General features: G+C 61.8%; 10 protein-coding genes. 6 read left to right on the forward strand and 4 right to left on the reverse strand.

Annotated features, from left to right (window positions below; all coding sequences use genetic code 11):
• The first annotated feature begins 70 nt into the window (after positions 1 to 70).
• A complete protein-coding gene (locus BDB13_RS17960; protein ID WP_094272829.1) occupies positions 71 to 577 on the forward strand; it encodes a MarR family winged helix-turn-helix transcriptional regulator in 507 nt (168 codons plus the stop codon).
• Here BDB13_RS17960 and BDB13_RS17965 read toward each other — a convergent pair.
• Positions 480 to 1643 carry a lycopene cyclase family protein gene (locus BDB13_RS17965; RefSeq protein ID WP_094272830.1) on the reverse strand — a complete coding sequence of 388 codons (1164 nt, stop codon included), beginning with the start codon at positions 1641 to 1643 and terminating at the stop codon, positions 480 to 482. The genes BDB13_RS17960 and BDB13_RS17965 overlap by 98 nt on opposite strands.
• A gap of 156 nt (positions 1644 to 1799) precedes the next feature.
• Between BDB13_RS17965 and BDB13_RS17970 the strand changes: the two genes are divergently transcribed.
• Both BDB13_RS17970 and BDB13_RS17980 read left to right on the forward strand, forming a co-directional pair.
• Positions 1800 to 3431: an ABC-F family ATP-binding cassette domain-containing protein gene (locus tag BDB13_RS17970; protein ID WP_094272831.1), complete on the forward strand. Its 1632-nt coding sequence runs from the start codon at positions 1800 to 1802 to the stop codon at positions 3429 to 3431.
• Positions 3432 to 3752: 321 nt separating this feature from the next.
• A complete protein-coding gene (locus tag BDB13_RS17980) occupies positions 3753 to 4475 on the forward strand; it encodes a hypothetical protein (protein WP_254922860.1) in 723 nt (240 codons plus the stop codon).
• Between the two features lie 544 nt (positions 4476 to 5019).
• Here BDB13_RS17980 and BDB13_RS32145 read toward each other — a convergent pair.
• The gene (locus tag BDB13_RS32145; RefSeq protein WP_169634453.1) at positions 5020 to 5178 is read right to left on the reverse strand and encodes a hypothetical protein; all 159 of its coding nucleotides are present in this window, start codon (positions 5176 to 5178) and stop codon (positions 5020 to 5022) included.
• Positions 5179 to 5609: 431 nt separating this feature from the next.
• Here BDB13_RS32145 and BDB13_RS17995 point away from each other — a divergent pair, with 431 nt between their 5' ends.
• On the forward strand, positions 5610 to 6125 hold the full coding sequence (locus BDB13_RS17995) for a putative immunity protein (protein WP_094272835.1): 516 nt from the start codon (positions 5610 to 5612) through the stop codon (positions 6123 to 6125).
• A 66-nt stretch (positions 6126 to 6191) separates the two neighbouring features.
• On the opposite strand, the gene BDB13_RS18000 is transcribed toward BDB13_RS17995, so the two are convergent.
• Positions 6192 to 6758 carry a TetR/AcrR family transcriptional regulator gene (locus BDB13_RS18000; protein WP_094275002.1) on the reverse strand — a complete coding sequence of 189 codons (567 nt, stop codon included), beginning with the start codon at positions 6756 to 6758 and terminating at the stop codon, positions 6192 to 6194.
• A 143-nt stretch (positions 6759 to 6901) separates the two neighbouring features.
• Positions 6902 to 9703: an aconitate hydratase AcnA gene (acnA, locus tag BDB13_RS18005; RefSeq protein WP_094272836.1), complete on the reverse strand. Its 2802-nt coding sequence runs from the start codon at positions 9701 to 9703 to the stop codon at positions 6902 to 6904.
• A gap of 478 nt (positions 9704 to 10181) precedes the next feature.
• On the opposite strand from acnA, the gene BDB13_RS18015 reads away from it, so the two are divergent.
• Together BDB13_RS18015 and BDB13_RS18020 are read left to right on the forward strand one after the other, a co-directional pair.
• Positions 10182 to 10763 carry an Rv1476 family membrane protein gene (locus BDB13_RS18015; protein WP_094272838.1) on the forward strand — a complete coding sequence of 194 codons (582 nt, stop codon included), beginning with the start codon at positions 10182 to 10184 and terminating at the stop codon, positions 10761 to 10763.
• 411 nt (positions 10764 to 11174) lie between these two features.
• Positions 11175 to 12794 carry an NlpC/P60 family protein gene (locus tag BDB13_RS18020; protein WP_094272839.1) on the forward strand — a complete coding sequence of 540 codons (1620 nt, stop codon included), beginning with the start codon at positions 11175 to 11177 and terminating at the stop codon, positions 12792 to 12794.
• Positions 12795 to 12923: the final 129 nt, after the last annotated feature.

Raw genomic sequence — 12923 nt, forward strand, 5'->3', positions numbered from 1 at the left:
GCGGGATGATCGTTGAGAACTATAAACGATTTATCCAGATCTACAATATTGTCGCTGATACGGTAGGTGCATGTCAGCAGTATCGGAATCCGCGAACCTCACCGATCGGCTCGGGTTCCTCCTGGCCACGCGTGGTGATGCCACCAAGGCGCGGATACAGATTGCGATGGGCGCTGTGAACCTGCCGCCACGCCACGCCATGACTTTGATGCATCTGCGTGACGGCCCGAGGAGTCAGCGCGAGATCGCGGACATTCTCGAGATCGACCCGAGCCAGCTCGTCGCGATCCTCAACGACCTCGAGTGCCGCGGACAGCTCGAGCGTCGCCGCGATCCGATCGATCGCCGTCGTCACATCGTGGAATTAACCGAGGCCGGTGCGGCAACACTGGAAGCCATGCAGTCAGCTCTCGACGAAGCTGAGCGCGAACTGTTTTCCGGCCTGTCAGAAGCTGATCGGGCGTTGCTGCGCGACTTGCTCAATCGGGTGTCGGTGACGGTCGAGCATGGCGAGTGTTCCGGTGAAATGGTGCCGTCATCAGAGTCTTCCGCACCCGCCGCGGCGAGGAAGCCATGATCGACATCATCACCTTCGCTGTGGCGGCCACGTCGCGGCGATCGGACAGATAGGCCCGTTGCTGATCGACGGGTAGTGCAAAGAACCTCGCGAAGAACGCTTCGACGTCATCGGGATCGAGAGTGAGAAGCGCGTTCAGGCCGACTCGGCGAAGCGCAGCGACGCCCCTCGCAGAATGCGGCCAGAGTTCACGGTGTGGATCGTCTCCGCGCGCAATCGCCGACGCCACAACGTCAGCTTCATTCAAGGCAGCCGCGACGCTGTAACCGGTGCCCGGATGCATCAGACCGGCGCGTGCACCAAACCGGAAGATCGTTCCGCGTTGTCCTGGTGGTGGTTCGACGCCGAACCGGACGCGTTCTATCGCGGAGCCTTCCGGTGTGATCACTCCGCGATTGTCGAGTCGGATGTGCAATCGACGTTGCAGCTCGCTTAGCGGGATCGGCGGCCGACCTACCAGACAGGTTTCCTCGAGCAACATCCGTTCGGAGTCGAGTGGAACGGCGTAGAGGAACGACGGTTGATCGCCGCCGTGAGTTCCGTTGTCTTGACGCCAGTCCATGAACCAGGCGGCGCTGCCGTCGAGCGCCGGCTCGGCGGCAGCACGGTTCACGACGATTCCGAACGCGGTCTGTTGGGCCGATCGGGGAGTGATCGTGGTGCCGCGGGCATCGACAACCACTGAGCCGACGGCGTGTGTGCCGTCGGCGCAGAAAACCGAAGCACGGGTCAGGCGAATGGCTTTGGTGGCGATGACCTGCATTGATGAGTTTGACAGTAATGATTGCAGCAATGGTGTATTCAATACGCAATATGTGCGATCGAGGGTTGTGGCACCTTTGGCCCACGCTGACGGCCGTTCGATACGGGTAGACGCGACCTCGGCCGGCAACCAGGCCGGGAGTTCGTCCTCCCACGCCGCATAGGTCGCAGCCCATCGTCGCGACGGGTGCGGATCAACGAGAATCACCGACAGATCGTGAGCGATGCATCGCGTCGCCAAGGCCCGGCCGGCCGGCCCGCCGCCCACGATCACGACGTCAGCGGTCTGGATTCGAAGTGCCATCTGTCCACAATTGCATCGATTGCCTGCAACTCTCACTGTTAGCGGATTCACACGCTGCTGGTCGGCAGAGACGATTCCTCACGGTAAAATTGGAAGTTCTTGTGTCTGCCGTCAGGCATCCTTCACCCGTAGTAGCCATGTTCTGAGGAGTTCTGCTTGATTACCGCCACTGACCTCGAAGTTCGTGCCGGTGTCCGCACCCTTCTCACGGCGCCCGGCCCGTCCCTGCGCATTCAGCCCGGTGACCGCATCGGTTTGGTCGGCCGCAACGGCGCCGGCAAGACCACGACGCTGCGCCTCCTCGCCGGCGAAGGTGAGCCCTACGCGGGCAAGGTTGTTCGCACCGGTGACCTCGGATACCTACCGCAGGACCCCAAAGAGGGCGACCTGAGCATCCTCGCCAAGGATCGTGTCCTGTCCGCGCGCGGCCTCGACACGATGCTTCGCGACATGGAAAAGCAGCAGATCCTCATGGGCGAGGTCATGGACCAGGCCGAGCAGGACAAGGCCGTCAAGAAGTACGGACAGCTCGAAGATCGTTTCTCCGCACTCGGCGGCTACGAAGCCGAAAGTGAAGCTGCCCGCATCACCAACAGCCTCGGACTCGAAGACCGCATCCTCGACCAGCCGCTCAGTACCCTGTCCGGCGGTCAACGTCGACGCGTCGAGTTGGCACGCATTCTCTTCGCCGCATCCGACGGCAGCGGTGCGCGCTCCGATACGACCCTGCTCCTCGACGAGCCCACCAACCACCTCGACGCCGACTCCATCACGTGGCTTCGCGGGTTCCTCCAGAACCACGAGGGTGGCCTCGTGGTCATCAGTCACGACGTGGACTTGCTCAACGATGTCGTCAACCGCGTCTGGTTCCTCGATGCCGTCCGTAGTGAGGCCGACATCTACAACATGAACTGGAAGAAGTACCTCGACGCCCGCGCGACGGACGAGCAGCGTCGACGCCGTGAGCGCGCCAACGCCGAGAAGAAGGCCGGCGTTCTGCGTATCCAGGCAGCCAAGATGGGCGCCAAGGCAACCAAGGCTGTCGCCGCGCAGAACATGGCGAAGCGTGCCGACAAGCTGATGGCCAACCTCGACGCGGAACGTGTGTCCGACAAGGTTGCGCGGATTCGTTTCCCCGAGCCTGCGCCGTGTGGCAAGACCCCGCTCATGGGTAAGAACCTGACCAAGGTTTACGGCTCACTCGAAATCTTCACCGGCGTCGACCTTGCTATCGACCGCGGGTCACGCGTCGTCATCCTCGGCCTCAACGGTGCGGGTAAGACCACACTGCTGCGCATCCTCGCGGAAGCCGAGAAGGCTGACGCGGGCGAGCTCATCGCGGGTCACGGTTTGAAGGTCGGCTACTTCGCTCAGGAGCACGACACCCTCGACGACGACGCTTCGGTGTGGGAGAACATCCGCCACGCTGCGCCGGATACAGGGGAGCAGGAACTGCGTTCCCTCCTCGGTGCCTTCATGTTCACGGGCCCGCAGCTCGAGCAGCCCGCCGGTACTCTCTCCGGTGGTGAGAAGACGCGTCTGGCGCTGGCCGGTCTTGTGTCGTCTGCCGCCAACGTCCTGCTTCTCGATGAGCCCACTAACAACCTCGACCCGATCTCACGCGAGCAGGTCCTCGACGCACTCCGTAGCTACACCGGCGCCGTCGTCCTGGTGACTCACGATCCGGGTGCGGCTGAGGCCCTTAACCCCGAGCGCGTCATCCTCCTGCCCGACGGCAATGAGGATCACTGGTCGCAGGAATACCTGGAACTCATTCAGCTCGCCTGATCAGACCGACAACAATGCCGGCCAACTCGATACGAGTTGGCCGGCATTGTCGTTTCGGAGGACAGTCCGATGACGATTCAGATCTCGATCAGCCGGTCGGGGAAGCATCTCCAAGCGCGGGCCGTGGTATCGCGAGCCGTTATTGAACTCCTCGCTGTGGCGCGTTCTGAAATGTTCATGCCATCGGACGCGGCGCAGCACGAACTCAGTGCGTCCGGAGACGCTGCGCGGATTCCGGTCCTGTCCGAGCCAGTTCGCCGACGGTGTCACCGACCGTGATCGGGTACACGTCTAAGGGGCAGATTCGGAAAGGACTCGAGGATGACTGACAATCCACGATCGATTGTTGAACGGACCATGGCTGTACCTCCGGGCGACGGACAGGAACGCTTCGCCGGTTACGGGGTGATGGGCGAGCCGTTCGCGAGTGGTCACTACTTGGCGATGCGCCACTTTCCTGCCAGCTCTCTCGGTAGCGGGTACGACTCGGTATGGCATCGGGACCCAGCGGGAAGCTGGGTCATTTACAGCAGTAGCCCACCCGAGGCTAGTTGCGCCCGATACTTTGGCTCGGCTGTCGAGGAAGCACGAACTGCAGAGATCGCGGTGACGTGGAGCGGTCCGTTCGCTTTCACGGTGACGGTGGACAAGTGGCTCGTGTGGGATCTCGAATTGGGCCGGTCAGCTGCCACTGCCGCGATGACGACCCTGGGCGAACTCATGCCGGGCGCGTTGTGGCGGAGCAATGCCGTCCTGTCTGCGATGGGACGCGCCGCGGGGCCCTCGTTGGGCGTAGGTCGGGTACGGCTGACCGGCACGACCCCGAATGGCCAGCGATTCCGCGCCAACCCGCGGATGCTGTGGACTGTTGACGCTAGCCGCGCGACGATCGATGGGGTGGACGTCGGACCGTCTGGGCCATTGTCCGTTCAGGCGCGCCTCGGAGACTTCTGGCTGCCGCAGCGGGGAATGTTCGTCGTGGGTGAGTCGTATTTCGAGGCCTACGACGCCACCCGGCATCAGTCGGCCCGCCCGCGCGGCTGAGTTAACCCAGCTGAGGTCACTCCTGTAATCGAGGAGTTCCTATGCCAGCCGAGAGAGCGCGTGGCAGCGGCCATCATCCGGCGGGGTCGTCGACTGGAAAGGTCTATCTGACGTTTGATGGAATGTGCCCCGAATTTGCGAGGTGATGTAGCTTTTGGAGACCGTCGATCTGGCTCTCTCAAAGTTGGCATTCCAAAGGGCTCTGTGCCGTGGATGGGCGAGCTCAAGGTACTCGAACATGGCATTGGTCAGTCCGATGCTCGACTTCCTTCATTTCTGTTCAAGAGGGATTGCTACCCAGGGTTGCAGTTCAGGTTCTCGAGGTACGGGTCAGATTCGATCAGCTGGCCTGACTTCAGGACTGCGCAAATTATTCCGGTGCTGCGGACCTTTCTAGTGCGGGCTGTCCTGGTGATGTGATGGTGTTGCCGCCGATGGTGACGAGGATTTCGGAGGCGTCGAACGTCACCCCGCCGAAGTACCTCGACCGGGATGCCCGCCTAACTGCGCGCTGTGTGACTCTCGGCCTCGGGGGATTGGGCAATTAGGATGCTTGCTGATTCTGGCTCTGCGACGGGCGGTACTGCTGACGCAGAGTGTTTTCGTATTCTGTCAATCGTCGAACTGCGTCGTAGTTGCCCATACGCTCTGCTCGGGCGATGAGGACCTCGCAGTCGTACACCTGGTACTCGAGGGACATCATTTCCTTGTTCCTTTCGGTCGGATTCGAGTGACTCACGATCACCCACTCGAACCATGACATCGAAACGGATGATGCACACCGGTCTACATACCTGGATGTATACCTGCATTCCGACGGACGGACTCGAACTGAAGTAAGGGACCCAGTCGATGGCGGTGTTATCAGGGTTGTGTCGGCGGTTCTATCGCACCCCCGTTTCAGGTTAGGCAAACCCTCTCGAGATCGAAATACTATGCAAGAAGACAGGTTTGAAGAGTTCAGTGTGCTTCGTGGATATTGATTTGGCACCCGCCGAGTGGGATGTTGGTATGCTCCCGGCGTTCGGGAACTAATCCGAAGCCGGTCCGTCACGTCTACGATCGATGAATTCGTAGTGTTCTTCGTGCCACGAAATTCGAAGAGTGACACTGCAAATAGAGGAGTCCCACACGATGATCCTCCCCAAGATTCGGGACCCTCGCTTCGTGACGATCCGCCGCGGTGGGACCCTCACTGATTCGGATCACCATCTCCTCGCGCTCTGGGCGGCATCGTGCGCGGAGCATGTATTGGACCTCTTCGAGTCGGCTCGGCCTGATGATCCACGGCCGCGCCAGGGGATTGAGCATGCTCGCGCCTGGGTGCGCGGAGAGGTAAAGATGATGGAGGCTCGCGCTGCGGGCGGCCACGCAATGGGAGCGGCCCGAGACCTGAGTGGGGCACCGCGGCATGCTGCGTACGCTGCCGGTCAGGCCGGAGCCGTCGCGCACGTCGCAGCACACGAGCTCGGTGCGGCCGCCTATGCGATCAAGGCCGCACGTGCTGCTGCGCCGGATGGCGAGGGCGAAGCTGCTGGGCGACTGGAGTGCCAGTGGCAGCGTGACCAGCTTCCGGAGGCGATCCGCGAGCTGGTACTTGATGATCAACGGTTGCGAAACGACATCTGCTGGTCGGTGTTCGAATTCTAGGGCCTTCGGACCTGTGCGCCCTCTTGGTAGTCAGCACTACCAAAAGCGCGCACAGGGGCGAAGCCCCTAGTCCCGTCGCCGCACGGATTCTTCGACCAGATCGAGCACGGCTGACAGATTGTCTCCGGCATGGCCGGACGCGATGCGCGCGACAAGACCGTCCAACACCAGATCGAGGTATCCGATCAGGACGTCGGTGGGGACGTCGTCACGCAGCCGGCCAGCTGATTTTTGGCGAGCGAGACGTGCGCTGGTCGCTTCGGTGAGCTCAGCTGACCGCTGAGACCACTTCGCACGGAAGTCCGCATCATTCCGAAGTCGCCTGGCGATCTCCAGTCGTGTTCCCAGCCAATCGAATTGATCGGGCTGCGCGAGCATGTCGCGCATCACCTGAACAAGACCTTCTTCGGCGACGACGTCCGCCATACGGCTTGCGTCCTCACTGGCCAGGGCGAGGAACAAGCCGTCTTTGTCCTTGAAGTGATGGAAGATCGCCCCACGGGACAACCCGGTCACTTCTTCGAGTCGGCGGACGGTGGCGCCGTCGTAGCCGTATTCCGCAAAGCAGCGGCGGGCGCCGTCAAGGATCTGACTGCGCCGTGCCGCGAGATGGTCTTCACTGACCTTGGGCACGTTGTTGTCCTCGTCTCGCGCTTCTCTGCTCATCCGATTCGGCTCCCGCAGAATCGGTTTCACCCATAAACCGGTACCTAACGCACGCGGCGGACTCAGCAAGATCGCTGAGTCCGCCGCGCGGTTAAAGGCAGGCTGGCGAACTAGCCGCGGATCATGTTGCGGAGCACGTACTGCAGGATGCCACCGTTGCGGTAGTAATCCGCTTCACCGGGGGTATCGATGCGCACGACTGCGTCGAACTCGACCTTGTCGCCGTTCTCGCGAGTGGCGATGACCTTCATGGTCTTCGGGGTAACGCCCTCGTTGAGCTTCTCGACGCCGACGATGTCGAACGTCTCGGTGCCGGTGAGGCCGAGCGAGCCGGCAGATTCGCCGACCGGGAACTGCAGCGGGACAACGCCCATGCCGATGAGGTTGGAGCGGTGAATACGCTCGAACGACTCGGTGATGACGGCCTTGACGCCGAGGAGGCTGGTGCCCTTGGCTGCCCAGTCACGCGAGGAGCCGGAGCCGTACTCCTTGCCACCCAGGACTACCAGCGGGATGCCGGCTGCCTGGTAGTTCTGCGACGCGTCGTAGATGAACGCCTGCGGCGCACCTTCCTGCGTGAAGTCGCGGGTGTATCCACCCGAGACATCATCAAGAAGCTGGTTGCGCAGACGGATGTTCGCGAACGTTCCGCGAATCATGACCTCGTGGTTGCCGCGACGCGAACCGAGCGAGTTGTAGTCCGCACGCGCGACGCCATGGGAATCGAGGTACTGCGCGGCGGGGGTACCGGCCTTGATCGGACCTGCCGGGCTGATGTGGTCGGTGGTGACCGAGTCGCCGAGCAGTGCCAGAACGCGAGCGCCCTTGATGTCCTTGACCGGAGCCGGATCCATCGTCATGCCGTCGAAGTACGGTGGCTTCCGCACGTAGGTGGAGTTCTCGTCCCACTCGAAGGTGTCACCCTTCGGGGTTTCGAGGTTCTGCCAGCGGCTGTCGCCCGCGAAGATGGTCGCGTAGGACTTGCGGAACATGTCCTGATCGATCGACGACTTGATCGTCTCTTCGATCTCCTGCGTGGACGGCCAGATGTCCTTGAGGAAGACCGGGTTGCCCTCGGTGTCGTTGCCGAGCGAGTCGGTCTCGAAGTCGAAGTCCATGGTTCCGGCGAGCCCGTATGCAATCACGAGCGGCGGGGAAGCCAAGTAGTTCATCTTCACGTCGGGGGAGATGCGACCCTCGAAGTTACGGTTACCGGAGAGCACGGCGGTGACCGAAAGGTCGTTGTCGTTGATCGCCTTGGAGACTGCCTCGGGCAGCGGTCCGGTGTTACCGATGCACGTGGTGCAGCCGTATCCGCCGAGGTAGTAGCCGAGCTTCTCGAGGTACGGCCACAGGCCGGCCTTCTCGTAGTAGTCGGTGACAACCTGCGAGCCGGGAGCCATGTTCGTCTTGACCCAAGGCTTGGTGGAGAGACCCTTTTCGACGGCGTTGCGCGCGAGAAGTGCGGCACCGAGCATGACCGACGGGTTGGACGTGTTGGTGCAGGACGTGATGCCGGCAACGACGACGGCGCCGTGATCGAGGACGAATTCGCCGGCCTCGGACTTGACGACTACCGGCTTGCTCGGACGGCCCTGTGCGCCGTTTGCAGCCGAGAGAACGTTGACCGCTCCGTCGTCAGCGAACGAGAGCGCAGCGGGATCGGAGGCCGGGAAGGACTCTTCGACAGCCTCGTCGAGCTGAGTGTGCTCGGCCGGGGCGTTGTCGTCCACGTAGGTGTGGATGTCCTTGCGGAATGCAGGCTTGGACTCCGACAACAGGATTCGGTCCTGCGGGCGCTTCGGGCCGGCGATCGAGGGAACAACGGTTCCCAGATCCAGCTCGATGTACTCGGAGAAGACGGGCTCCTGATCGGGGTTGTGCCACAGACCCTGTTCCTTGGCGTACGCCTCGACGAGAGCAAGCTGCTCGTCGCTGCGGCCGGTGAGGCGCAGGTAATCGATGGTTTCGCTGTCGATCGGGAAAATCGCTGCGGTGGAACCGAATTCGGGGCTCATGTTGCCCAGGGTTGCGCGGTTCGCGAGCGGAACCTCGGCGACGCCCTTACCGTAGAACTCGACGAACTTGCCGACGACGCCGTGCTTACGGAGCATCTCGGTAGCGGTCAGAACGACGTCGGTAGCGGTGACGCCGGGCTTGATCTCGCCGGAGAGCTTGAAGCCGACAACGCGCGGGATGAGCATGGAGACGGGCTGACCGAGCATTGCTGCCTCGGCCTCGATGCCGCCGACGCCCCAGCCGAGCACGCCGAGGCCGTTGACCATCGTGGTGTGCGAGTCGGTGCCGACGCAGGTGTCGGGGTATGCCTGTCCGTTACGGGACATGACGGTGGGCGCCAGGTACTCGATGTTGACCTGGTGAACGATGCCCATTCCCGGGGGGACGACCTTGAAGTCGTCGAATGCGCCCTGGCCCCAACGGAGGAACTGGTAACGCTCGCCGTTGCGCTGGTATTCGAGGTCGACGTTGCGCTCGAGAGCGTCGGCCTGGCCGAAGACGTCGAGGATGACCGAGTGGTCGATGACCATGTCGGCGGGGGAGAGGGGGTTGACCTTGTTCGGGTCGCCGCCGAGGGTGGTGACAGCCTCACGCATGGTGGCGAGGTCGACGATGCAAGGAACGCCGGTGAAGTCCTGCATGATCACGCGGGCCGGCGTGAACTGGATTTCGATGCTCGGCTCCGCTGCGGGATCCCAGCTTGCGATTGCGCGGATGTGATCCGCGGTGATGTTGGCACCGTCTTCGGTGCGGAGAAGGTTCTCAGCGAGAACCTTCAAGGAATAAGGCAATTTCTCGGTACCGGGGACTGCCGAGAGGCGGAAGATCTCGTAAGAGTTCTCACCGACCTCGAGGTTTCCCTTGGCTCCGAACGAATCAATACTGGTGCTCACGTCTGCTCCACTCGTCTATGAGGGTCGCCACCGACGGGGCTGTGTCGGCAGCTGAAGCGAGGTACTTCTACTCGGCGTATCCATTGCCAGCTCACGCCAATCGCACAGTTCATTTTCGGAACTGTCTGAACATCGGAGCTGAATCGGACTCGGCCGAACCGAGGTACCTCTCGGTCTGAAGTCTAACAGTACGCTTGTCCTGTGAGACTTCGGGGCAACTCGACCGACACAATCTTCACGTAGTCTGCGAGGCTGCGCAACGCAGGGCGGACTGGGTGACCGGGCACACAATCGTTCAGCGTCGAGATGTGCCATGCGTCGATGTGACGCGGAGTCGCACTCAACCTCAAGTAGTGTGCTTTCAGGCCCGCCACGGCTGTGCCACTGAATACCTCGGCGGCCGAGCCACCGACCATGACCTCGGATGAATTTCACACAGTTACGTTCTGGGTGAATCCGAACAGCACCCGGATGAGAGATGTCTGCTCCTACACACTTGGTCTTCACGCCCCTGCAGTCGAGCCAGCCGCTGCATGTCGAGGTCCCGTCGACCGTCGATCTCGACGACGTTCTCGCGGACGTTGCGCAGAGCGGAGTTTCCGCGCCGGCCGGCGACGTCGCCGCTCTGACGGCGGTAGTCGCTGATGCCCGTGAGCGTGGAATCGACTTGAGCGTGGTCGTGCTCGACGAGAACCCAGGCCGGGATACAGATTTGCGGGATCTCGCCACCACGGTCGGTGAAACCGAAGGTGGCACTGTTCTGGTCCTGAGCCCGAACTGGATGGGCAGCTACAGCGATTCCGTCAGCCGAGTCCAACTAGAGACTGCACAGGATATTGCGTTCGGTGACAGTGCTGCCAGTACCGCTGATCGTTTCTCGCACGAGATCGTCGAACCGGGGCCTCCGTGGGCGCTGTACACAGTGCTGTTGGTGGCAATCGTGGCGATCATTGCAGCGGTTACTTTTGTGGCGAAGTGGCGTCGAGAGCCCGAAACCGAACAAAGCGGGCACGTTGAGAGTTCGGTGCAACGGACCGTCGGACCCACCGGATCGGCGTAAGCGTCGCGCGACACGCAAAACCTCCACATAATTCGTGAAAACAGGTACTCACCCGCATTTGGGGTGAGTACCTGCACTTTTTGGTAGATACGGCCATTCACCTGGCGAAATACTCTTTGTGTTATTTGTGGCTAAAGTTTCCAAAGTTCTCTCAAGTGTCGTACGGTGCAACTGGCACTTTTTGGGGAAGAAGTGTCGCAGAAAGACTGTTGTTGTTCGATGGACTTTGCATGACGCCGCACATTTTCGGGCGCCAGGCATCGAAGTCGAACCGCATCAAGGAGAGCGGAACCGATTCGGCTCACGCTCACCGATGACGCCCACGCGGCGTCATAGCTTCCTGCGCATTCCCTCCCCGCACGGATCGGCGACCCAGCGGGCCCGTGGCGAACACGCGAGGGAGAGTTATTTGTGAGGCAAGTAACACGTGGCGGACTCAGCCGTCGTGGACCTTCCCGAGCGTCGGCCCGCCTGGCACAGCTTGTAGTCGGTATCGGCATTGTCAGCGCACTGGTCGTCGGAACACCCGGCGTCGGTGCAGCAGTACCTCCGCCACCGCGCAATCCCAGTGATTCCGAAATCGCTTCCGCAGATTCTCAGGTTTCGTCGAACGTCGGCACCGTCAGCGCACTGATCAACCAAGTTGCTGCAGCCAACGAACAGTTGACGTCGCTCGACAACGACGTTGCCATCAAACGCGAAGACGTCAACAAGACCCTTGTCGACCTGCAGAACGCACGAGGCGCCGCGGATACCGCGGCCCAAGCCGTCGGTGTCACCAAGCAAGCACTCAAGGACGCCGGGGCGCAGATCGCGGTAGCGCAGACCGATTTCGACAAATATGCCCGATCGAGTTACGTCAAGGGCACCAACACGGCATCGATCTCGTCGTTCCTCGATGCCAAGGGCCCGGGCGACGTCTTGGACCGCGCTCAGGTCCTCAAATTGCTCTCCAGTTCTCAGCGTGCCGTGCTCGACGGTTTGCAACGCGCACGGACCGAGCAGGCAAACAAGGATTCCGAGACCCGTCAGGCCAAGCAGCAAGCCGATGCTGCGGCTGAGGTTGCCGCAAATTTGAAGGCCTTGGCCGAGCAGGCAATCGAGATTGCCCGCAACGCACTTAATCAGCAGGTTGCGAAAAAGGCCGCCATCGAAGCAGATCGCAACTCTGCGCAAGCTCAGCTGGACGCCGCTCGCAATGCGGTTGCCGGTCTTCAAGGTCAGCGTCAGGCATACGCAACCTGGGATGAACAGCGTCGCGCCGAAGAAGCACATCAGGCTGCTCTCGAAGCGGCAGCGAAGGAAGCCGCCGCGCAAGCTGCTGCACGCGCTGCCGCCGATCAGGCAGCAAAGGACCGCGCTGCCGCTCTGGCCGCTGCTCAGCGTCCACACACCGCCGTCGAAGATCCGACGCCCACCGTCATCCCCGGCGACGATGACGAGGACACGTCGACTGACACAGACACATCGACGGACGAGGACACCTCGACCGACGAGGACACTCCGGTCGCCACACCGAAGCCCACGACGCCGAAGCCCACCGCACCGAAGCCCACGCCGCCGACGACGACTCCGAAGCCCAAGCCGACGCCGCCCGCTGTCGGTGGCAGTTCTGCAATTGAATCGGTCATCGACCGGGGAATGTCGCAGCTCGGCATTCAGTACGCATGGGGCGGCGGCGACGAGAACGGGCCGACACGCGGAATCCGTGACGGCGGAGTAGCCGACAGTTACGGCGACTTCAACAAAATCGGGTTCGACTGCTCGGGTCTGATGATCTATGCCTTCGCGGGTGTCGGAATCTCCTTGCCGCACTACACCGGCTACCAGTACACCGCGGGTACCCAGGTTCCGGCGTCGGAGATGAAGCGCGGCGACATGATCTTCTATGGCCCCAACGCAAGTCAGCACGTGGCGCTCTATCTCGGCAACGGGCAGATGCTCGAAGCTCCGCAGTCCGGTTCCAGTGTCATGGTCTCGCCTGTCCGCTGGGGCGGTATGACGCCGTATGCCGTGCGATTGGTGTCTTGATCGCAACCAACAGCTGAGTCCTCGACGCCCCTGTTGTCTGGTTCGGTTGCCCGTGTCGACGTGGGGTTACGGCATCGCGGGCAACTACCTGGAATAGTTGGCATGGAACGCGTTACTGTCGGAACTTTT

Origin of the sequence: Rhodococcus sp. OK302, assembly GCF_002245895.1 — a bacterium.
In the GTDB taxonomy this organism is placed as follows: domain Bacteria; phylum Actinomycetota; class Actinomycetes; order Mycobacteriales; family Mycobacteriaceae; genus Rhodococcus_F.